23 protein-coding genes are annotated in these 21,429 nt (G+C 71.9%); 5 read left to right on the top strand and 18 right to left on the bottom strand.

The window, feature by feature from the left end:
* The 8 genes from BGO22_RS03325 to BGO22_RS03290 form a co-directional block, all read right to left on the bottom strand.
* The coding region (locus tag BGO22_RS03325; RefSeq protein ID WP_070401072.1) for a thiamine pyrophosphate-binding protein at positions 1-1,750 on the bottom strand (1,750 nt) is incomplete at its 3' end.
* Between the two features lie 9 nt (positions 1,751-1,759).
* On the bottom strand, positions 1,760-3,160 hold the full coding sequence (locus BGO22_RS03320) for an amidase (RefSeq protein WP_286848932.1): 1,401 nt from the start codon (positions 3,158-3,160) through the stop codon (positions 1,760-1,762).
* Positions 3,160-4,452 carry a TRAP transporter large permease gene (locus BGO22_RS03315; protein WP_286848929.1) on the bottom strand — a complete coding sequence of 431 codons (1,293 nt, stop codon included), beginning with the start codon at positions 4,450-4,452 and terminating at the stop codon, positions 3,160-3,162. The genes BGO22_RS03320 and BGO22_RS03315 overlap by 1 nt, the downstream gene beginning before the upstream one ends.
* Positions 4,449-4,991, bottom strand: a complete 543-nt coding sequence (locus tag BGO22_RS03310; RefSeq protein WP_070401075.1) for a TRAP transporter small permease subunit — start codon at positions 4,989-4,991, stop codon at positions 4,449-4,451. Before BGO22_RS03310 ends, BGO22_RS03315 begins: the two co-directional genes overlap by 4 nt.
* A 58-nt stretch (positions 4,992-5,049) precedes the next feature.
* Positions 5,050-6,129, bottom strand: coding sequence for a TRAP transporter substrate-binding protein DctP (gene dctP, locus BGO22_RS03305; RefSeq protein ID WP_070401076.1), 1,080 nt, complete (start codon positions 6,127-6,129; stop codon positions 5,050-5,052).
* Between the two features lie 66 nt (positions 6,130-6,195).
* On the bottom strand, positions 6,196-7,020 hold the full coding sequence (locus BGO22_RS03300) for a class II aldolase/adducin family protein (protein WP_204744120.1): 825 nt from the start codon (positions 7,018-7,020) through the stop codon (positions 6,196-6,198).
* 30 nt (positions 7,021-7,050) lie between these two features.
* Complete coding sequence (locus BGO22_RS03295) at positions 7,051-7,743, bottom strand: HpcH/HpaI aldolase family protein (protein WP_070401078.1); 693 nt, start codon at positions 7,741-7,743, stop codon at positions 7,051-7,053.
* 61 nt (positions 7,744-7,804) lie between these two features.
* Positions 7,805-8,629: an IclR family transcriptional regulator gene (locus BGO22_RS03290; protein ID WP_204744118.1), complete on the bottom strand. Its 825-nt coding sequence runs from the start codon at positions 8,627-8,629 to the stop codon at positions 7,805-7,807.
* 151 nt (positions 8,630-8,780) lie between these two features.
* Between BGO22_RS03290 and BGO22_RS03285 the strand changes: the two genes are divergently transcribed.
* The 5 genes from BGO22_RS03285 to BGO22_RS03265 all read left to right on the top strand — a co-directional run bounded on the left by BGO22_RS03285 (position 8,781) and on the right by BGO22_RS03265 (position 13,401).
* Positions 8,781-10,160 carry an amidase gene (locus tag BGO22_RS03285; RefSeq protein WP_286848917.1) on the top strand — a complete coding sequence of 460 codons (1,380 nt, stop codon included), beginning with the start codon at positions 8,781-8,783 and terminating at the stop codon, positions 10,158-10,160.
* A complete protein-coding gene (locus BGO22_RS03280) occupies positions 10,153-11,388 on the top strand; it encodes a CaiB/BaiF CoA transferase family protein (RefSeq protein ID WP_070401081.1) in 1,236 nt (411 codons plus the stop codon). The genes BGO22_RS03285 and BGO22_RS03280 overlap by 8 nt, the downstream gene beginning before the upstream one ends.
* Positions 11,385-12,233, top strand: a complete 849-nt coding sequence (locus tag BGO22_RS03275) for an HpcH/HpaI aldolase/citrate lyase family protein (RefSeq protein ID WP_286848914.1) — start codon at positions 11,385-11,387, stop codon at positions 12,231-12,233. The genes BGO22_RS03280 and BGO22_RS03275 overlap by 4 nt, the downstream gene beginning before the upstream one ends.
* 54 nt (positions 12,234-12,287) lie before the next feature.
* Positions 12,288-12,842 (top strand): dihydrofolate reductase family protein, encoded by a 555-nt coding sequence (locus BGO22_RS03270; protein WP_286848911.1) that lies wholly within the window; start codon positions 12,288-12,290, stop codon positions 12,840-12,842.
* 91 nt (positions 12,843-12,933) lie between these two features.
* Positions 12,934-13,401: a helix-turn-helix domain-containing protein gene (locus BGO22_RS03265; protein WP_204744115.1), complete on the top strand. Its 468-nt coding sequence runs from the start codon at positions 12,934-12,936 to the stop codon at positions 13,399-13,401.
* 27 nt (positions 13,402-13,428) lie between these two features.
* Here BGO22_RS03265 and BGO22_RS03260 read toward each other — a convergent pair whose 3' ends face one another.
* From BGO22_RS03260 to BGO22_RS03215, 10 genes are all read right to left on the bottom strand, one after another.
* The gene (locus BGO22_RS03260) at positions 13,429-13,902 is read right to left on the bottom strand and encodes a phasin family protein (RefSeq protein ID WP_286848906.1); all 474 of its coding nucleotides are present in this window, start codon (positions 13,900-13,902) and stop codon (positions 13,429-13,431) included.
* Between the two features lie 62 nt (positions 13,903-13,964).
* Complete coding sequence (locus BGO22_RS03255) at positions 13,965-14,618, bottom strand: BON domain-containing protein (protein WP_070401086.1); 654 nt, start codon at positions 14,616-14,618, stop codon at positions 13,965-13,967.
* On the bottom strand, positions 14,615-15,310 hold the full coding sequence (locus BGO22_RS03250) for a lipoate--protein ligase family protein (protein ID WP_286848902.1): 696 nt from the start codon (positions 15,308-15,310) through the stop codon (positions 14,615-14,617). The genes BGO22_RS03255 and BGO22_RS03250 overlap by 4 nt, the downstream gene beginning before the upstream one ends.
* 3 nt (positions 15,311-15,313) lie before the next feature.
* A complete protein-coding gene (locus tag BGO22_RS03245) occupies positions 15,314-15,583 on the bottom strand; it encodes a lipoyl domain-containing protein (protein WP_116958762.1) in 270 nt (89 codons plus the stop codon).
* A complete protein-coding gene (locus tag BGO22_RS03240; RefSeq protein ID WP_286848898.1) occupies positions 15,580-16,638 on the bottom strand; it encodes an alpha-ketoacid dehydrogenase subunit beta in 1,059 nt (352 codons plus the stop codon). Before BGO22_RS03240 ends, BGO22_RS03245 begins: the two co-directional genes overlap by 4 nt.
* 22 nt (positions 16,639-16,660) lie before the next feature.
* On the bottom strand, positions 16,661-17,671 hold the full coding sequence (locus BGO22_RS03235) for a thiamine pyrophosphate-dependent dehydrogenase E1 component subunit alpha (RefSeq protein WP_239478253.1): 1,011 nt from the start codon (positions 17,669-17,671) through the stop codon (positions 16,661-16,663).
* Positions 17,672-18,064: 393 nt separating this feature from the next.
* A complete protein-coding gene (locus BGO22_RS03230) occupies positions 18,065-18,418 on the bottom strand; it encodes a hypothetical protein (RefSeq protein ID WP_286848894.1) in 354 nt (117 codons plus the stop codon).
* Positions 18,419-18,502: 84 nt separating this feature from the next.
* Positions 18,503-20,005, bottom strand: coding sequence for a bifunctional aminoglycoside phosphotransferase/ATP-binding protein (locus BGO22_RS03225; protein ID WP_286848892.1), 1,503 nt, complete (start codon positions 20,003-20,005; stop codon positions 18,503-18,505).
* Complete coding sequence (locus BGO22_RS03220; protein WP_286848890.1) at positions 20,002-20,433, bottom strand: Hsp20/alpha crystallin family protein; 432 nt, start codon at positions 20,431-20,433, stop codon at positions 20,002-20,004. Before BGO22_RS03220 ends, BGO22_RS03225 begins: the two co-directional genes overlap by 4 nt.
* 116 nt (positions 20,434-20,549) lie before the next feature.
* A partial coding sequence (locus tag BGO22_RS03215) for a zinc-binding alcohol dehydrogenase family protein (protein WP_286848887.1) occupies positions 20,550-21,429 on the bottom strand: 880 nt, incomplete at its 5' end.

Here is a 21,429-nt window from a genome sequence, read left to right as displayed (position 1 = left end):
AGGCAATGCGGTCCCCTTTCTTGATCACCGCGGCGCGGCTGTCCACGCCGGGCAGCATCTTCGCCGGGTCGCGCGTGACGATCACGTCGATCACCACCGGCCCCTTGGTGGCCATGGCCTGGCGCAGCGCGCCTTCCAGTTCGCCGGGTTCTTCCACGCGGATGCCGGTGCAGTTGAAGGCTTGCGCGACCTTGGCGAAGTTCACCTCATTCAGGTCCGCGCTGATGTGCTTGCCCGCGCCGTAGACCAGGTGCTGCAAGGCCTTCACGTAGCCGGACGCGGCGTTGTTGACCACGATGACGGTGAAGTCCAGGTTCAGGCGGGCGGCGGTTTCCAGGTCGCCCAGCACCATGCAGAAGCCGCTGTCGCCGGTGAGGCTGAACACCGGGCGGCCCGGCGCGGCCAGCGCGGCGCCGATGGCGCCCGGCAGGCCATAGCCAATGGAAGCGAAGCCGCGGTCGGGCACGAAGCCGCGGCCGGCGCGCTTGGTGTCGAACAGCAGGCCAGCCCAGTGCGCGGCGAAACCGCCGTCGGCGACCAGGATGCCGTCCTCCGGCAGCACCTTGTTGATCTCGGTGATCAGGCGCGCGACCGAAATCGGTTTCTCTTCGGAATACAGGCGCCCCGACACCTCCTCGCGCCACTTCGCCATGCGCGCGGGCACGCTCTCGGCCAGCGGCCGCAGGCGGGCCTTGAGCGCGGCGGCGCGCCCGCCGAGCGCGGCCATCAGGTCCTGCAGACCCAGCTTCACGTCGCCCCAGAGCATCACCTCGGGCTGCAGGGTGCGGCCGAACTCCTCGGCCACGATGTCGAGGTGGATGACGGTCTTGCCCGGCGCGGGCACGGTGTAGCGCTTGGTGGCGATCTCGCCGAGCTTGCAGCCCACCACCAACACCACGTCGCTCTGCTCGATCAGGCCGTTGGCGATGCGGTCGTAGCGACCGAACAGGCCAGCGCTCAAGGGATCGACGCAGGGGATGGCGCCCTTGCCGGTGAGGGTGTGCGCCACCGGGATGTTCGTGGCCCGCGCGAAGTCGGTCAGCGCCTGCGCCGCGCCCGACAGGTGAACGCCGCCACCGGCCAGCACGATGGGCTGCTTCGCGTTCGCCAGCAGGTCGGCCGCGCGCGCCACCGCCTCGCCGTCGGGCCGCGAGCGCAGCGCGGGTGCGGCCTCGTAGGCCGGGTTCACCACGAAATCGGCCTCGCTGAAGTCGCAGGTGTCGTGCATCAGGTCCTCGGGCACGTCCACCACCACGGGACCGGGGCGGCCGGTGGTGGCCACGGCGAAGGCGCGGCGCATCAGCTCGGGGATGCGCTTGATGGACTCGACGCGGATCAACTCCTTGCACATGGGGCGCAGCGCGTCCACCTGACGGCTCTCCTGCGTCATGTTCTTCCAGGAGTGGTCGCGGTGCGTATCGCCCACCACGCAGACCAGGGGCGAGCCGGCGTTCAGCGCCTCGGCCAGCGCGGTGAGCATGTTGGTGGCGCCGGGGCCCACGGTGGCGTCGGCCAGGCCCACGCGGCCGCTGACCTTGGCGTAGGCGTCGGCCACGAAGACAGCGTTGCGCTCGTCGTGGATGAGGTGGTGCGGCAGGCCCAGTTCGCGCGCGGCCTCGTAGAGCGGCAGCACCTGGAAGCCACCCATGCCGAACATGGGGCCGCCGCCGAAGGCGCGGATCATGCGGGCGATGGCGGCGCCACCGGACATCGTCAGGGTGGCGGGAGAAGCGGAAGAAGCGGTGGACATTCGGACAACTCAGAAGGTGGACGGCCGCGCGCGGTGGAATGCCGTGGCGGACTGGAAGGCCACGCCGGCGCGCAGCAGGCGCGCCTCGTGGAAGGCGGGCGCCACGAGCTGCAGCGACACCGGCAGACCCTCGGGCGAGAGACCGCAGGGCAGCGCGATGGCGCTCAGGCCGTGGTAGCCGACGAAGCGCGTGAGCCGGCTGGGCGCGAGATCGGCTTCGTCGATCGTGGCCAGCGGCCGCGCGGTGACGGGCAGCGTGGGCAGCACCAGCAGGTCGGTGTGTTCGAACACGCGGGCGAAATCGCGCACGCGGCGCTGGCGCTCGCGCAGCGCGGCGGCGTAGCGCGGCGCGGCGATGGCGCCGCCGCTCAGCAGCCGCGCGCGCGCGGCGGCGTCGCCCGGCGGCGGCGAGCCGGCGAGCAGGTGGCCGTGCTCGGCGTAGGCCTCGCTGGAGATGATCACGCCGGTCTCGGCCTGGTCGGCGACGAAGTCGATGCGGGCGAAGGCCTCGTCGCGGCGCAGGCAGCCCAGCGAGAGCAGCACGCGAACCGCCTCGTCCACCGCCTGGGCGATGGCGGGCTCGACGGCACCGAGCACGCCGGCCGGTGCAACGCTGATGCGCAGGCCGGCAATGGGCTCGCCCAGGCGCGAGAGAAAGTCCTCCGGCGCGTGCGCGAGCGTGGCGGGGTCGCGCGGGTCGGGGCCGTGCATGGCCTGCAACAGCAGGGCCGCGTCCTCGGCCGTCCAGGCCATGGGGCCCACGGTGTCCAGGGTGTGGCTCACCAGCTCGACGCCGAAGTTGCTCACCCGGCCCTGCGTGGTCTTCAGGCCCGTGAGGCCGCAGAAGGCCGAGGGAATGCGCACCGACCCCCCCGTGTCGGTGCCGATGGCACCGGCCGCGAGGCCGGCCGACACCGCCACGCCCGAGCCGCTGCTGGAGCCGCCGACGCAGCGCTCAACCGCGCCGTCCCAGGGGTTCACCGGCGAACGCAGGCCCTGGTTGGTGCCCCAGCCGCCGTAGGCGAATTCCACCAGGTTGGCCTTGCCCAGCACCACCGCGCCCGCGCCCATGAGGCGCGCGGCCACGGTGGAGGTGAGCTCGCTCGGCGCCCGGTCCGCGAACACGGTGGAGCCGGCCGTGGTGCGCCGGCCTTCGATGTGCAGCAGGTCCTTGAGCGCCAGCGGCACGCCTTCCAGCGGCCCCACGGGCAGGCCGCTGGACAGGCGCTGCTCGCTGGCCCGCGCCTGCGCCAGCGCGCCCTCGGTGTAGACCTCGAGGTAAGCGTGCAGGTGGCTGTTGCGCGCCGCGATGCGGTCCAGGTAGGCGCGCGTCACCTCCACCGGCGACAGCGCGCGGCGCAGGTAGGCCGCGCGCAGCTCGGTCGCGCCCAGGCGCAGCGGATCGCCCATCACAGCACCCCGGTCACGATCTGCGGGAAGGCGATCATCAGGCCGATCAGCCCCAGCTCCATGAGGATGAAGGGGATCACGCCACGGAAGATCTCGCCCAACTTGAGGCCCGGCACCGAGCCCTGCACCACGAACACGTTGATGCCCACCGGCGGGGTCACCGCGCCGACCTCCACCAGCTTGGTCACGAAGATGCCGAACAGCACCGGGTGGATGCCGGCCGCTTCGATGATGGGGAACACCACCGGCATGGTGATGAAGATCATCGAGATGCCATCGATCAGGCAGCCCAGGATCAGGTAGGGAACGATCAGCAGCAACAGGAGCACGGCCGGCGAGAGGTTCAGGCCCGTCACGGCCTCGGCCAGCACCGTGGGCAGCTGCGTGGTGCCCAGGGCCACGCTGAACACGGCCGAGGCGATCATCAGCAGGAAGATGGAGGCGGTGCTGGAGCCGGTTTCCACCAGGCCCTTCCAGATCGTGCCCTTCTGCCCCTTGCGCAACAGCGCGAAGACCAGCGCCAGCGCGGCGCCGATGCCGGCCGCCTCGGTGGCCGTGGCCACTCCGGTGTAGATGCAGCCGATCACCACCAGGAACAGCACCACCACCTCCCACGCGGCCGCCGTGGCCTTGGCGCGCTCGCCCCAGCTGGCCTTGGGAATGCGCGTGCGCTTCACCAGCTCGGGGTCGCGCCGCACCATGAAGTAGATGCCGAAGGCGTAGACGATGGCGGTGAGGATGCCGGGGATCAGCGCGCCGATGAACAGGTCGCTCACCGACACGTTGGTCGCGATCGAGTAGATCACCAGGATGCCGCTGGGCGGGATCAGGATGCCCAGTGCGCCCGCGATGGCCACGGGGCCCGCGGCCAGGCGCTGGTTGTAGCCGGCGCGCAGCATCTCGGGCACGGTCACCTTGGAGATGGTCGCGGCCGTGGCCACGCTGGAGCCGCACACGGTGGCGAAGCCCGCGCAGGCGAACACGGTGGCGATGGGCAGACCGCCCGCGATGTGGCCGACCCAGGCCTTGGCGGCCTTGTACGCCTTGTCCGAGAGCCCGGCGGAGAACGCGAAGTGCCCCATCAGGATGAACAGCGGAATGACGATCAGCGCCAGGTTGGCCACGCTGGTATAGGGCAGGCTTTCCAGCAGGAACTCGGTGCCGCGCACGCCGCGGATGGCGAACAGACCGGAGGCGCCCACGGCCAGCAGGCTCAGGGCCACGGGGATGCCCAGGGCCAGCAGAACAATCACGCCGGCCACCATCAGGTAGCCGATTTCCAAGGGGGTCATGGTGCTTCGCCTGCGTGGTCGGGCGCGCCTTCGTGGCCGCCGTCGGGGAGGTATTGCGGGGTGGTCAAGGCATCGACCAGGTCCATGAGGAACTGCACGGTGAGCAGCAGCAGGCCCAGCGCCACCACGATCTTGGCGGGCCAGATCGGGTACTCGATCACCGCGTAGGACTGCTCCAGGCTCAGGGTGGAGTCGATCGCGCCCTTGCTGGCGTACCAGGTGAAGACGCCGCACACCAGGGCCGACAGCGCGAAGCGCAGCACCCAGACCCAGCGCTGCGCGTCGCGGCCGATCAGGGTGTCGAGCACGCCGACGTGGAAGTGCTCCTTGCGCACCTGGGCCGAGCCCAGCGCGAGGTAGACGATGAGCACCAGCAGGAAGATGCCCGTCTCGGCCATGCCGTAGACGGCCTCGCCCAGGAAACTGCGCGAGAACAGGTCGGGCACCACGGTGAGCATCAGCAGCGCGGTGCCCGCGCCGGCGATGACGCCCAGCGCCAGACTGAGGCGCCGGATCGCGCCTGAAAGGGTTGAGAACACGGAGGGGTCTCCCGGCCCCCGCGCCGCTGGGCGCGCGAGGGCCACCAGGGGATGGGAATTACTTCTTGCTCAGGCGGTCGAAGCCGGTCACGTAGGGGTGCTGCGCTTCGTACTTGCGGGTCAGCGCGGTGAACTTGTCGACCAGCTGCTGCGGCTCCTTGTAGTAGCGGCGCGCCATGTCGGCCCACTTCTTCTGCACCTCGGGGCGCGCCACGTCCTGCCAGCGCTTGACCTCGGCCTCGTCCATGGGCACGTAGGTCATCTTGGTGGCGGCGCGCGCCTGTTCCACGGCCTTGTTCATCTCGCCCTCGTAGGCCGCGAAGTACTTGCCCGGCACCTCGGCCGCCACCTCTTCCATCACCTTCTGCGTGGCGGGGTCGAGCGACTTCCAGGTGTCCAGGTTGATGGACCAGGTGACCGGCGTGTACACGCCCATGCGGCCGGCGTTGGACGCGTAGGGCGCCATGTCGTAGACCTTGGTGATGACGGCCTGGTTGAAGGGCGTGCCACTCACGCCTTCGGCGCCGCCGCGCTGCACCAACTCCAGCGCTTCCACCCAGGGGATGCTGATGGGCGTGCCGCCCAGGGCCTTGATGCCGTCGGCCACGCCGATGATGGCGCGGATGCGCGAGCCCTTGAGGTCGGCCGCGGTGCGGATGGGCTTGTTGGTCCAGAGCGAGTTCTCACCCGAGGCCAGGGCCCACAGCAGCTTCTGGTTGTTGCGCTGGTACTCCTGCTGCAGCTCGGGCGTGGTGTCCATCAGCTCCTTGAAGGCGTAGGTCACCGCGATCGGGTTCTCCGAGATGAAGGGCATGACCACGCCGGTGAGCGGGAACTCGCGCGGGTTGAAGGCGGCGGGCACGGCGGCGCCGAGGTCGGCCGCGCCCTTGGCCAGGCCGGTGCTCATCTCGGCCGTCTTGAGCAGGGTGCCGCCGTAGTAGGGCTGGAAGGTGACCTTGCCCTGGGTGCGCTTGGTGACCTCGTCCATGAAGTACTTCGCCGACATCTCATAGAACTCGCTGGAGCCGTAGAAGGTGGCGTAGGTGAGCTTGCGCGGCTGCTGGGCGGCGGCGCCGAGGGCGGTGAGGGCGCAGGCGGCGATCAGCGCGCCCTTGAAGAATCGTCCGAAGGTGTTCATGCAGGTCTTCTTCCAGGTCAGGGTTGCGGGAGGGGTGAGGGAAAGCGGGGCGATCGGTCGAGCCGGTCAATCGAACAGGTCGGGCTCGGCGCGCGCGACGGCGTCGTAGATCGGCTGGAAATGCAGCCAGGCCGCCAGCGGCGTGGCCAGGTGCTTGGCCGAGTGCGCGGCGGCCTCGGGCGAGATGAGCTTGAGCGGGTGGCCGGTGGCCTCGGCCTTGAGCTGGATCTCGCAGGCGCGCTCCATGGCGATGAACCACCAGGCGGCCTCGTCCACGCTCTCGCGGCCCACGGTGAACAGGCCGTGGTTCTGGTGGATGACGGCCTTGTTGTCGCCAAAGGCGGCGGCCACGGCCTGGCCGGCCTCGCGCTCCACCACCACGGCGCCGGCCTGTTCGGTGATGACCGCGTGGTCGTTGTAGAAGCCGGCGGCCGTCTGCGTGATCGGGTCCAGCGGGCGGCCCAGCGCGGCCCAGGCCATGCCGTTGGCGGTGTGCATATGGCACGAGGCCAGCACGTGCGGGTGCTGCCGGTGGATGGCCGAGTGCAGCACGAAGCCGGCCTGGTTCACGGCCCAGCCGCCTTCGAGCACCGTGCCGTCGTGGTCGACCAGCAGCAGGTCGGACACGCGCACGCGGCCGAAGTCCATGGCGAAGGGGTTGGTCCAGAAGCGGTCGGGGAACTCCGGGTCGCGCACCGTCACGTGGCCGGCGAAGCCGTATTCGTAGCGGTAGCGCGCGAACACGCGGCACACGGCGGCCAGGCGCTGCTTGCGGTGCAGGCGCTCTTCTTCCAGGGTCTTGAAGACCGGCGGCCGCGGAAAGTACAGGCCCTGCTGGGACGGTTGGTAAACGGACGCCTTGGCGGCGGCGGTCGGAGGGGTCATGTCCATGCGGGAGGCCTTGTGGAGAGAAGGGCGGCGTCAGCCGCGCGCGATCGGGAACGAGCGCGCGCCGATGCGCAGCCAGTCGTTGACGTGGAAGTAGAGGAAGCGCGCGCCGCGCGCCACCCATTGCTCGGCATCGCCCGGCTTGACCATGGTCCCGACGGCGCGCCCGGCCGCGCGGCTGCGCTGCAGGATGTCGTCGACCGCCGCCTGCACGGGCGCCGCGGCGTAGTCGCCGCGATGGCCCATGCTGCGGGAGAGGTCCACCGGGCCGATGAAGTGCGCGTCGATGCCGTCGACGGCGAGGAAATCGTCCAGGTTGGCGTGCGCGGCGGCGCTTTCGATCTGCACCACGAACAGCTTGTCGTCGGCGTCGTGCGGGTGGCAGTAGCGCAGCACCTCCAGCGCGGCGCGCGCCTGCTCGGCGGTGTCCAGGCGCGGCACGATGAGGCCGTCGATGCCGCGCAGCAGCATGCGCTCGATGACCCAGGGCTCGGGCGAGAACAGGCGCACCAGCACGCACAGGCCGCTCAGGCGCGCGGCGCGCGCCATGTCCTCGATGCGCTCGAAGTCGGGGCTGCCCTGCTCGGCGTCCAGCATCACGGCGTCCACACCCAGCTCGGGCCGGGCCAGGAACTCCACCAGGCCGGCATTGGCGTAGTCGGCGTTGATCACGGCCACCGGCCGGTCCTCGCGCAAAGCCTGCTTGAAGCGCTGCGCCGCCTTCACAGGACGACCCTCCGCGCGGCGCACCGCGGGGCTGCGCGCCGGGTGAGTTGGCCGGCGGCGCTCATCGGGGCGCCTCCGGGGCGGGCGCCACGCCCAGGGCCTGCTCGAGCGCGCGCGCCTCGCGCATCAGCAGCGCCACGACGGAGGCGCGCCGCTCGGGCCGCATGCGGCTGGTGATGGTGGCGATGGACAGCGCCGCCGCCGGACGGCCCGCCACGTCGCGCACGGTGACGCCGATGGCGGCCATCTCGGGCAGCATCTTGCCGTCGTTGAGCGAGTGGCCCTGCTCGCGCGTCTGGCGCACCATGGCGCGCAGGTTGACCGGGTCGAAGTTGGCGTGCGGCGCGAGCTTCTCGCGGTTGCGCGCGATCACCTGCTCGACCTCGGCGTCGGGCAGCGCGGCCAGCAAGGCCAGGCTGCCGGCGCCCAGGCCCAGCGGGCGGTAGTCGCCCACCTCCAGCGTGAGCGTGCGAATCGGGAAGGAGCCGGTCTGGCGCGCCACGCACAGCGCGCTGTCGCCGGCGCGCAGCGAGAGGTAGACCGTGTCGCCGGTCTCCTCGGCCAGCAGGGCCATGCCGGGCTGGGCCAACTGCACCAGGTCGAAGCGCGCGGCCGAGGCCAGGCCCATGCGGTAGAGCTTGAGGCCGGGGAAGAACAGGCGCGTCTTCTCGTCGTAGTCCACCAGGCCCAGCTTGCGCAGGCCGTTGAGCAGGCGGTGCGCCGTGGGCTTGGACAGGCGCGCCCGTTCGGCCAGCGCGCCCAGCGCGGCGCCGGACGCGGCGTGGTTCACCACCTCTTCCAGCAGGCCAATGGCCCGGTCCAGGCTTTGCGTGAGCGAGGCCTGCGGGCTGGCGGTGTCGTGGTCGGATTCGGCGACTGCGGGCATTGGGACGTCCTTTCGTCTCATTAAATGAAACGAAAGCTTATTCGATTTCAGGCGGCGGACTATGCATACCATTTAACGGTATGTCAACAACATTAAATGAGATAGAGTGAAAGACGGTCCCCCACCCGACGTCCACCCAAGAGGAGCGCCCGTGTCCGATCCCGAGACCCCCTTTTTCCCGTCCAGCCTGGGCAGCGCCGTGCAGGAAACGCGCCGCGCGCTGGACCGCATCGAGCGGCTGAACCCCTCGATCAACGCCATGATCTGCACCACCGCCGAGCCCGCGCTGCGCACGGCCGAGGCGCTGGACCGCGCGGCGGCCGCCGGCGAATGGCGCGGCCTGCTGCACGGCATGACCGTCAGCGTGAAGGACAACGTGGACCTGGCTGGCGTGCCCACCACCGCGGCCTCGGTCATCCTGAAAGACAACATCGCGCGCACCAACGCCTTCGTGGTGGACCGCCTGGTGCGCAACGGCGCGGTGATCGTGGGCAAGGCCAACCTGCACGAATGGGTGTTCGGCCCGACCAGCCAGAGCCTGCACTTCGGCCCGGTGCGCAACCCCTGGAACACCGGCCACATCGCCGGCGGCTCCAGCGGCGGCTCGGGCGCCTCGGTGGCGGCCGGCATGTGCGTGGCCTCCATCGGCAGCGACACGGCCGGCTCCATCCGCCTGCCGGCCTCGTTCAACGGCGTGGCCGGCCTGCGGCCCACGGTGGGGCGCATCTCCACCACCGGCTCGCTGCCCGTGAGCCCGCCCTTCGACACCCTGGGCCCGCTGGCGCGCCGCGTGAGCGACGTGGCGCGCGTGTTCGCCGCCATCGCCGGCCACGACCCGCGCGACCCCCTGTCGGCCGACGTGCCGGTGCCGAACTTCCTGGCCCAGCTCAACGAGCCGGTGCGCGGCCTGCGCCTGGGCATCCAGCGGCGCTGGTTCTACGAGGACCTCGACCCCGACATCGCCGCCGCCATGGAGCGCGCCCTGGACGTGTTCCGCTCGCTGGGCGTGGAGCTGGTGGACATCGACCTCGGCGACGTGCAGAACGCGCAGCAGATGCTCACCTTCACCATGATCCCCGCCGACGCCATGCGCCTGCACCGCGAGCGCATCGCCGAGCGCGCGGCCGACTACGGCGCCGACGTGCTCATGCGCATGCGCCTGGGCGAGAACGTCAGCGGCGAGCAGTACGCGCAGGCCATGCGCTGGATGGAGGGCTGGCGCCACCGCCTGCGCGGGGTGTTCCAGCGCGTGGACGCGATCCTCTCGCCCACCACGCCGGCCACCGCGCCCGCCGCACAGGGCCTGGATTTCGCGCAGGCGATCCGGCGCATCCCGCGCTTCAGCTGCGCTTGGCCCATCGCCGGCATCCCCAGCCTGGCCGTGCCCTGCGGGCTGAGCGGCGAAGGCCTGCCCATGTCGCTGGAACTGGCCGCCGGCTGGTACAACGAGCCCACCCTGCTGCGCCTGGGGCACGCCTACCAGTCCCTCACCGACCACCACCTGCGCGCCGCGCCCGTCCTGCATGCTTGACGTCAGCTTCGACCCCACCCACAGCGGCCCGCTGCGCGGCCTGCGCGTGCTCGACCTCTCGCGCCTGGTCGCGGGCAACATGCTGTCGCTGCAACTGGCCGACTTCGGCGCCGAGGTCATCAAGGTGGAAGACCCGGACGGCGGCGACACCCTGCGCCAGTGGCGCGAGCGCGGGCCGGAGCACCCCGAGGGCGTGCCGGTCTGGTGGAAGGTCTACGCGCGCAACAAGAAGAGCCTGGCCATCGACCTGCGCAGCGAGCCCGGGCGCGCGGCGCTGCGCACGCTGGCCGCCGGCGCCCAGGTGCTGATCGAGAGCTTCCGGCCCGGCACGCTGGAGAAGATGGGCTTCGCGCCCGAGGCGCTGCTGGCGCTCAACCCGAAGCTGGTGATCGTTCGGCTCACCGGCTGGGGCCAGACCGGCCCCTACCACCAGCAGCCCGGCTTCGGCAGCCTGGTGGAGGCCATGTCCGGCTTCGCGGCCAAGAACGGCGCGCCCGAGGCGCCGCCCATGCTGCCCAACATGGCCCTGGCCGACATGGTGGCCGGCCTGTACGGTGCCTTCGCCGTGGCCGCCGCCGTGCGCGAGGTCGAAACGAACGGTGGCGCCGGCCAGGTCATCGACCTGTCGCTGCTGGAGCCGCTGCTGTCCATCATGGGCCCCGACGCCGCCGCCCACCACGTCAGCGGCCAGGTGCCCGCGCGCACCGGCAACCGCACCTCCATCACCGCGCCGCGCAACATCTACCGCACCAAGGGCGGCGACTGGGTGGCCCTGTCCGCCTCCACCCAGGGCATGACCGAGCGCCTGCTGCGCGCCATCGGCCGCGCCGAGCTGATCGACGATCCGCGTTTCCGGACCAACGCCGACCGGCTGGCCCACGTGGACGCGCTGGACGCCGTGGTCGGCGGCTTCATCGGCGAGCGCACGCTGGAAGACAACCTCGCCTTCTTCCGCGAACGCGAGGTCACCGTGGGCCCGGTTTACGACATCGCCCAGATCGTGACCGACCCGCACGTGGTGGCGCGCGGCATCGTGGTGCGCGCGCCCGACGCCGACACCGGCTCGCTGCCCATGCACGCCGTCGTGCCGCGCCTGTCGCGCACGCCCGGCGGGCTGGCGCGGCCGGCGCCGCGCCTGGGCGAGCACACGCTGGAGCTGCTGCGCGGCGCCGGCCTGAGCGAAGCGGCCATCCAGGAACTCATCGACAGCAAGCTCATCGCCCCATGAAACTCGAACAAGCCCACGCGCTGCGCTCGCAGCTCTTCGTGCCCGCCCTGTCGGAGCGCTTCGTCGACAAGGCGCACCAGCGCGGCGCCGACGCCATCATCGTGGACCTGGAGGACGCCATCGCGCCCGAGGCCAAGGCCGAGGCGCGGCGCGCGCTGCCCGGCGTGGTGCGGCGCATCGCCGCGCACGGCGTGCCGGTGTTCGTGCGGGTCAACAACGACCCCGGCCTGCTGGGCGACGACCTCGAGGCCGCGCTGGCCACGCCGCTGGCCGGCGTCTTCCTGCCCAAGGCCGAGGACCCGGCGCAGGTGGGCGCCGTGGCCGCGCGCCTGCGCCCGGCCGGCGCGGGCCTGGTGCTGCTGCTGGAGACGCCGCCGGCGGTGCTGCGCGCGGCCGAGCTCGCGGCCTGTTGCCCGGACGAGGTGATCGGCGTGGTCTTCGGCAGCGAGGACTACGCCAACGCCCTGGGCGTGGTGCCGACCATGGAGTCCATGCAATACGCCGCGCACGCCGTGGCGCTGGCCGCGCGCGCCCACGGCCGCGCGGCCTGGGGCGTGGTCGGCAGCCTGGCCGAGTTCGGCGACCTGGCGTTGCTGGGCCGCATGGCGCGCGCGGCGCGGCACGCGGGCTTCACCGGCGCGCTGGCCATCCACCCGACGCAGGTGCCCGTGTTCAACGAGGCCTTCGGTGCCAACGAACAGGAGCTCCAGGACGCCGCGGCCATCGTGGCCGCCTTCGAGCGCGCCCTGTCCGAGGGCCGGGGGGCCGTGCAGCACCAGGGCCGCATGCTGGACAAGCCCATCGTGGAACGGGCGCGGCGGCTGATGGCGCGGGCGGGCCGCTGAACCGCGCGGCGCGGACAATGGCGGGCCCGTTCAACGACCCGCACACACCCCGCCATGAAAACCCAGTACTACGTCGCCAGCTCGCTCGACGGCTTCATCGCCGACACCCAACATTCCCTGGACTGGCTGTTCCAGTTGGGCCAGGCGGCGGACGCCGACATCGGCACCTTCCTGGCCGGCGTGGGCGCGCTCGCCATGGGCTCGTCCACGTACGAATGGATGCTGCGCCACCACGTCAAGCCCGGCCAGCCCGACGCCCAGCCCTGGCCCTACGCGCAACCCTGCTGGGTGTTCAGCTCGCGCGAACTGCCCACGGTGACGGGCGCCGACATCCGCTTCGCGCGCGGCGACGTGCGCGCGGTGCACGCCGAGATGGCCGCCGCCGCGAACGGGCGCAACCTCTGGGTCATGGGCGGCGGAGAACTCGTCGGCCAGTTCCACGACCAGGGGCTGCTGGACGAACTCATCGTCACCATCGGCTCCGTCACGCTGGGCGCGGGCGCGCCACTGCTGCCGCGGCGCATCGTCACGCCACCGCTGCGCCTGTTGGAAGCCAAGGCCTTCGGCACCGGCTTCGCGCAACTGCGCTACGAAGTGGTGAAAGCTTGACACCCGCCGCGCCCCAGGCACCCGTCACATCCGGTCACATCTCGGGCCTGCGCTATTCTGCGATTCGGCACCAATGCCGTCGGATGGGACGATGACCACATTTGCTTCCTCGCTGAAGAAGGAAATCGCGCGCGTCGCGCGCAAGGAGTTGCGCGAGGAGCTGGACGCTCTGCGCAAGGCCAGCGCCAGCCACCGCAGCGAGATCGCCGCGCTCAAGCGCCAGGTGCGCGAACTGCAGGTGGCGCTGCGCCAGACCAGCCGCCGCGCCGACAAGGCCCTGCACACCGTCGCGCCCGACGCGCCGGCCGAGGCGCCTCAGCGCGGGCGCCGCGCGGTGTTCAGCGCCGAGCGCCTGAAGGCCCAGCGCGAACGCCTGGGCCTCACGCAAAAGGAAATGGCCGCCTACCTCGGCACCTCCACGCTGTCGGTGTGGAAGTGGGAAACCGGCCAGGTGACGCCGCGCGCGCGCTTCCTGCCGGCCATCCTGGCGCTGCGCAGCCAGGGCAAGCGTGAGGTGCTCAGGCAGCTGGCCTCATCGAGCGGCGGCGCGGCCGGCTGAACCCGCGCCGCGCGCGCGGCGCGCCTCTCAGGAAGCCTCGGTGCGCAACGACATGGGGAAGAACGGGTTGAAGCCGTTCGCCAGCCCCGAAAACCCGTCCACGGCCGAATTCACGCGCTCCAGGGCGCCGTTGTCGGCCAGGTGGGTGTAGCAGGCCATCCATTCGCGCTGCATGTCCGCGGCCGCGGCGCCCAGCTGCTGCCAGTACTGCGTGGCGCTCTCGAGATCGAAGCGCATGAGGTCGGCCTGGATCTGCATGAGCTGCGCGGGCTCGCTGGCCTCCTTGAGCTTTTCCGCCGCGCGCGCGTAGTGCTGCAGCGCCTGGTGCGCCGCTCTCTCCTGGATCTTTCGCATCGCCTCGAAGCCGCGGAACATCGCGCAGGCGCTTTCGGTCGCCAGGCTCAATTGCTGGCGCGGCAGGTCGCTGGCGGCGTTCCAGGCCGCTTCGGGCGTTGCCGCGACCGGCGCGGCGCTGGGGGTGGTGTGGCGTTTGGTGGCCATGGTTGGCTCCTGATCGTTAAAGGGGGCGCACAGGGGTGGCCGCCGGGCGCGCGGGGCGTACCTCAGGCGGCGACCTCGAGGTGGTCGACCACGCGCGACACGCCGCGGGCGGCGTAGGCGGTGCCGACCGCGGCCTGCCGGTCGGCCAACGACTCCACCGTGCCGCTGAGGGTGACCACGCCGCCCTCCACGTCCACGGCGATGCGCTGGGCTTCGCGCCGGGCATGCCGCTCCAGGGCCGAGGCAATGCCGCGCGAAATCTCGCCGGCGTTGGCGCGTGCCTTGATCGAGATGTCGTTCGTCACGCCGCGCACGCCCACGAGCGGGCGCACCGATTGCTCGGCGCTCGCGCGCTGGTAGGCCCAGTCCAGCTCACCCGAGAGGCGAACCCAGCCCTCCTCGACCTCGACCTTCACCCGGTCGTCGGGCACCAGCGAATGCCAGCGCAAGGCATGCGCCGCGGCCTGCGCGATCTCGCTGTCGGTGCGCGCGTGCCCAGGGGACAGGCGCACCTCCAGGTCGAGCGCGATGCCACGCGCGCCGGCCACGCGGCGCACCGCGCGCTCCACCGCGTGCTTCTGCGCGTAGCTGTCCAGCGTGCCGTTGAGCGTGACGATGCCCGCGCGCACGGCCACGCCGATCTGGGTGGTGTTGATGGCGGGGTCCCAGGCGAGTTCCGCCGCCACGTCCTGCTTCAGTTGCTCGTCCGTTTTCATGAAAACAACTCCTCGTGTCGAATGGGGCCGTCGGCCATGGGGGCCTCGGCGGGAGGCCCCAGTCTGGGCCGCGCGCGCGGCCCCTGCATTGATGCGGCGCAAGTTGCGTCCCGCGCCGCGGCCTCTCGCAGATGGGCGGCCAGCTCGGCCGCCCAGCGCGCCGCGTTGGGTGCGTGGCCCAGGCAGGCCTGCACCGTGGTGGTGGTGGCGGCCAGCACCTGCGCGTGCTCGGCCCGCCGGTTCAACTCCTGGCACAGCATCGACCAGGGCACCGGGCTCAGCAGCGTGCCCGACCACAGCTGCACGCGATCGCGCCGCCAGGTCTGCGACACGCCCGTGAGCTTGCGCCCGTCCACCAGCACCTCGCCGGGCGAGCGCCCCGCGAAGCAGGCCCAGTGCGGCACCACCGGCCCCTCGTGGCAGATGGCGTCGATGCCGTGGCTGCGCAGCCAGTCGCGGTGCAGCGCCCCAAACCACAGGGCGGCGGCCGCGGGACCCGGCTGCAGCCGCGGGTGACCCGCCGGCAACAGCAGCACGGCGCGCAGCAGCCAGGGCCCCAGCAGCACCGCGCCGCCACCGCTGGCGCGCAGACGGCAGGGCGACAAGGCCTCGGCGCTTTCGCCGCGCTGCGAGCGCCCCAGCGAGAGGCCCGCGTGCGAAGACACCCCGGCCAGCGCCATCGGCATCTGCATGGCTCACCCCCGCGCGAGCCAGCCGATCGCCTGGTCGCGCGCGAAGCTCGCGCCGGCCGGCACCAGGATGCGCTCGAGCACGCCGTCCGCCGGCGCGACGATGTCCAGCGTGCTCTTGACGAGCACCGCGCGCGCCACGGCCTGGCCCGCGCTCACCCGCGCGCCTTCGGCCACCAGCCAGCGGTCCAGCAGGGCCTGGACGCCCTCGTCCACGCCGCTCCAGTGGTCGGCCGGCAGGCCCAGCTCCACGCGGCCCCGGGCGATGGTGGTCATGCCGCCGCCTTCAGCTTGGCATCGACCAGCTCGCAGCAGGCCTCGACGATGCGCGTCACCGAGGGGATCACCGCTTGCTCCAGCGGCCGGCTGTAGGGAATGGGCACATCGGGCACCGCCAGCCGGCGCACCGGCGCGGCGAGCGCGATGCGGTCCATGTTCTCGGCCACCACCGCGGCGATCTCGCCCGACAGCCCGAAGCTGAGGTAGTCCTCGTCCACGATCAGCAGCCGCCCGGTCTTGCCGACGGACTGCAGCACGGTCTCGGTGTCCAGCGGCACCAGCGTGCGAAGGTCGATCACCTCGGCCTCGATGCCCTGCGTGTGCAGCGTGCGCGCGGCCAGCAGGGCCTTGTGCACCATCTGGCTCAGCGTCACGATCGTCACGTGCCGGCCCTCGCGCACCACCGCCGCCTGGCCGAAGGGCAGGGTGTAGGCCTCCTCGGGCACGGCGGTGGTGGCGCCTTCGTGGTACTGCATCCAGGGCAAGCCCATGATGCCCTTGTGGTAAAAGACCATCACCGGGTTGTCGTCGCGGATCGCCTGGGTCATCAGTCCCTTGGCGTCGTAGGCGTTGGACGGCACCACCACCTTGAGGCCGGGCATGTGCGCGAAGGTGGCGTACAGGCACTGCGAGTGCTGGGCCGCGTCGCCGTAGCCGCCGCCGATGGCCGTCATCAGCACCACCGGCAGCTTCACCTGCCCGCCCGACATGTAGCGGTTCTTGGCCAGGTGGTTGTAGATCTGGTCCATGCAGACGCCGAAGAAGTCCACGAACATCAGCTCGGCGATCGGTCGCAGGCCGGCGGCGGCGGCGCCGGTGGCCGCGCCGATGAAGGCGCTCTCCGAGATCGGCGTGTCGCGGATCCGCTCGGGGCCGAAGCGGTCCAGCAGGCCGCCGGTGGCGCTGAAGATGCCACCGTAGCGGCCGATGTCTTCGCCCATCGCGAAGACGCGCGGGTCGCGCGCCATTTCCTGGCCGATCGCCTCGGCGATGGCCTGGGCCATGGTGAGGGTGCGCACTGCGCTGGCGGCAGCGCTCTCAGGGGTGCTCATGGTGGGGGTCCTTCCTCGCCGCTCAGGCGAATACGTGGTCCATGGCCTCCGAAGCGGCCGGATACAGGCTGCCCCGCGCGAATTCGAAGGCCGCCGCAACGCGCGCCTCGGCGCGCTGGTGGATGTTGTGGTCCAGGGTGTCGTCCAGCAGCTTGCGCCGCCGCAGCGAAGCGGCCAGGGCGGGGATCGGGTCGTGCTGGCGCAGCTCGCTCACCTCGGTCTTGGGCCGGTAGACCTCGGCGTCGCCCTGGAAGTGGCCGAAGTAGCGGTCGGTCTTCACCTCGATGAGGGTGGCGCCGCCACCGCTGCGCGCGCGCTCCACCGCCTGGGCGGCGGCCTCGTACACCGCGATGGCGTCGTTGTGCTCCACCGCGATGCCCGCAATGCCATACGAACTGGCGCGCTCGGCGTTGGACGCGATGGCCGTGGCCTTGTCCTTGGCCACCGAGATCGCCCAGCGGTTGTCCTCGCACACGAAGACCACCGGCAGGCGCCACAGCCCCGCCAGATTCAGCGCCTCGTGGAAGGTGCCCTGGTTGGCCGCGCCTTCGCCGAAGAAGGCCACGGCGATCGCCTGGCTGGCGGTGAGCTTGGCCGCGAGCGCCGCCCCGCAGGCCGGCGGCAGGCTGGCGCCCACGATGCCGCTGCAGCTGAAGCGGTGCGCCGGATCGAACAGGTGCATGTGGCCACCCTTGCCGCGACCCAGGCCGGTGACCTTGCCGAAGATCTCGGCCGTCATGCGGTCCAGCGGCACGCCCTTGGCGATGGCGAAGTGGTGCGGGCGGTGCGTGCCGACCACGGTGTCGGCCTCGCTCAGGTGGGCGCACACGCCCACGGCCACGGGCTCCTGCCCGGCGGCCAGGTGCATCTCGCCGGGCACGGGGCCCGACGCAATGTCGAAGGCCAGGCCTTGCTGGATGTGCGGCGGCAGCTTGCCCTCCAGGTACACCTGGGCCAGGGTCTCTTCGTAGCGCCGGATCACGAGCATGGTCTCGTACATCCAGAGCAGCTTGTCGGGCGACAGTTTGGTCACGGTGGTCTCCGGCTTGTTGAATGGGTGCGATCAATCTAGGCCTGGCGACGAAAGGAAAGTTGACGTGGCGCAAGAAGGCCGCCGCCCTGCCCCGACCGCGGGGCGCGGGCGAACTTGATCCGCCGCAAACACGGCCGCCCGGGCCACGCGCACAGTGGCTGCGCCAACCGCGCCACGCGCGGCTGTCCTGGCTGTCGAAGGTGGTGAAGGCGGCCGGCGCCCCCGCCGGCCGTCGCGGCACGACCCGCGCTCGCCGCCCCTGGACGCAGGCAGCGTTGGGCGCCCACCCCGCCGGTGACCGCGGTTGGCCTCGTCGGCCGCTCGTCTCTTGGGTACCGTCGAGCACCCTTGGGCACCCTTGGGCACCCAGGGGCGCCCAACCGATGCCCGGACCTACCCGAGCTCGGGCAGGAACTCGGCGTCCCAGGTCGAGGCCGGGCCTTCGCGTCCGCCGCGAGAGGTTCTTTCGGGCACCAGGGAGCAGGCGGTGCACAGGTCGCCATCGGGCGACAGGGTCCGGCGCGTGATCGAAATCGGGTCGCCACAGCTGGCGCACGCGTCGGGACCGGGGTCTTCCAGGAGGGCCATGGCGCTGTCGAGGCGGTCCACTTCTTCGACGATGTCGTCGGCCTGCCCGAGCGGCAGGTTCTCGCGGCAGAGGCGGGCGACGAGGCGTTCGCGCCGCTGGTGCATGAGGGCGCGCAGGTCGGCGTTGATGTGGCGGCGCGCTGGATCGATGGCGGACATGTCATCTCCTTGAATCGAATCGTTCCCTGGCGCCCACCAGGCAAGCGAGTCTGGCAGGCCGGGCGCGGGCAACCTTGACCGCCGTCAAGAATCGGTGGGTGGGGCGGTCGGCAGGGCCAGGGCCTGGGAGGCCATCTCGGTGCGCAGCCACTCGTCCTCACCCAGCGCTTCCTGCGCGCCGCGCAGCGCGGCCAGCGTGCCCTCGTCGGCCTCCGAGGCATCGCCGCGCCGCGCGCGCAGGCGCTCGCGCAGCACCCCGTCGGGCGCCTCGCAGTGCACGATGCGCCAGGGCACGCGCGCGCGCCGCGCCAGCGCGGCGGCGGCCTCGCGCTCGTGGCGGCGCAGGAAGGCCGCGTCCAGGATCACGGGGAAGCCGGCCTCCAGCGCGGTGCGCGCCAGCGCGAACAGCGTGTCGTAGGTGCGCCGCGTGGCCTCCTCGCCATAGATGTCCCGCCCGCTGGCGCGCGAATCGGCGCTGGCCGGCAGACCGAACAGGCGCTTGCGCTCCACGTCCGAGCGCAGCCGGATGGCGCCCTGCGCCTGCAGCAGGCCTTGCGAGACAAAGCTCTTGCCCGAACCGGGCAGGCCGTGCATCAGGGCCAGCCAGGGCGGTGCATGGCGCACCCAGCGCAAGGCGGCCTCGACGTAGCGGCGGGCCGACGCCTCGTGGCCCCTGAGGCACTCCACCTGGGCCCGCACCAGCGCGCGGTACACCAGGGCGTGCCGCAAACCCGGCAGGCCGGCGTGCTCGCCGGTGGCGTCCAGCCAGGCATTGAGCAGGCGAAACGCCAGGTCGGCCCGCCCGCGCGCGCGCAGGTCCATCACGGGGAAGGCGATGTCGTCGATGACGTCGATCCAGCGCAGCGCCGGGTCGAACTCGATGCCGTCGAAGGCGCTGACGTCGCCATCGACCACGATGAGATTGGCCAGGTGCAGGTCGCCGTGGCACTCGCGCACGTGGCCGGTGCGCAGGCGCTCGGCCCAGTGCGGCGCGAGCCGCTGCGCCTGCGCGCGCAGCCAGCGCGACAGCAGCGCCGCTTCCTCGGCCGACACCACCGGCGCCGCCCCCGCCAGCGCGGCGGCGGCGAGCGCCGCGCGGTGCGGCGCACCGGCGAAGCCGCTGTTCGCGCGCGCCACCGAGGCCTCCAGGTGAAAGCGCGACAGCAGGGCCGCGCAGGCGTCCACCTCGGCCTCGCCCAGGCGCCGGTCGCGCAGCCGCTCGCCGAACAGCGCGCCCTCGGGAAAGCGGCGCATGCGCACGGCCCAGTCGATCACGGGCCCGGCGCCACCGATTGCGGGTGCGTCCACGCCGCCGGTGACCGCCACCACGTCCAGGTAGAGCGAGGGCGCGAGCCGGCGGTTGATCCGCAGCTCCTCCTCGCAGCAGCGCCGGCGGGCCGCCAGCGTCGAGTAGTCGAGGAAGGGCAGGCGCAGCGGCTTCTTCAGCTTGTAGGCGCGGTCTCCCGCGAGCAGAACCCAGGAGATGTGCGTCTCGATGAGCGACGCGCCCAGGCGCGCGGCCAGGGCATGGGCCAGCGCCGCGCTGCGCGCCAGCGCGTCGGGCGGGCTGGCACCGGCCTCGCTCACTGGATGGCGATCTTGCGCGCGCCTTCGGTGGCCTTCTTGGGCAGCGTCAGCGTGAGCACGCCATCGGCGTAGCGCGCGTCCACCTTGGCCTCGTCGACGTCGCTGGCCAGGCTGAAGGTGCGCGAGATGGTGCCCTGGTAGCGCTCGCTGCGCAGCACCTTGTCGCCGTTGCCCTTGGTTTCCTTCTCGCTGCGCGCCTCGGCGTCGATCTGCACCACGTTGCCATCGATGCGCACGTTGATGTCGTCCTTCTTCACGCCGGGAATGTCGGCCTTGACCTCGTAGGCCTTGTCGTTCTCCGTCACGTCCACGCGCATCTTGAGCAGGGGCGCGGGCTCCATGTCGAAGGTCGCCGGGGAGAAGAAGCGGCGCATGGTGTTCTCGAACGAATCGCTGAACATCGGGTCCAGCAGGCGAAGTTTGCTCATGGTGGTCCTCATCAGGTAATGGAATCGGTTGCGCACGGCAGGGCGCGCTTTCACTGTAGGCCGCGCCCGCGCGGGGCTTGTTGATGTGGCGCAAGCTGCGCGCGGCCGCCCGCCGCTCAGGGCACCAGCACCGCCGCCCCCTGCAGCCGCCCTTCGCGCAGCGCCTGCACCGCGGCCTGCGCCTCCTCCAGCGGGAAGGCCTGCACGTGGGTGTGCACGGGCACCTCGCGCAGCAGGTGGAAAAAGGCTTCGCCGTCGTCGCGCGTGAGGTTGGCCACCGACCGCAGTTCGCGCTCGCCCCACAGCAGGCGGTAGTCGAGGGCCGGGATGGTGCTCATGTGGATGCCCGCGCACACCACCACGCCGCCCTTGCGCACGGCCGCGAGCGCCGCCGGCACCAGGGCACCGTCGGGCGCGAAGATCAGCGACGCGTCCAGCCCATCCGCGGGCGCCTCGGTGCTCGCGCCCGCCCAGTGCGCGCCCAGGCGACGCGCGAAGGCCTGCGCCGCCGCATCGCCGGGCCGCGTGAAGGCGTGCACCTGCTGTCCCTGCGCGACCGCGATCTGGCACACGATGTGCGCCGCGGCGCCAAAGCCCCACAGGCCCAGCCGCGCCGGCCGGCGCCCGCCCGCCAGCCGCCAGGCGCGCATCCCGATCAGCCCCGCGCACAGCAGCGGCGCGGCGTGCAGGTCGTCGACGCCCTCGGGCAGAACAAAGCAGAAGCGCTCGTCGGCCACACAGTACTCGGCGTAGCCGCCGTCGCGGTCGTAGCCGGTGAACAGCGGCGCGTCGCACAGGTTCTCGCGCGCCATGGCGCAAAAAGGGCAGGCCCCGCAGCTGCGGCCCAGCCAGCCGACGCCCACGCGCTGCCCGGGCGCGAAGCGCCGCGCCTGCGGCCCCAGGCCCACCACCTCGCCCACCACCTCGTGGCCCGGCACGGCCGACGGCTCGCGCCGCGGCAGTTCGCCGTCGATGATGTGCAGGTCGGTGCGGCAC

It is taken from the genome of Hydrogenophaga sp. 70-12 (assembly GCF_001897365.1).
GTDB classification, from domain to species: Bacteria; Pseudomonadota; Gammaproteobacteria; order Burkholderiales; family Burkholderiaceae_C; genus Hydrogenophaga; species Hydrogenophaga borbori.
Note: the sequence above shows the minus strand (reverse complement) of the source record. Positions and strands in the feature narration are given on the sequence as shown.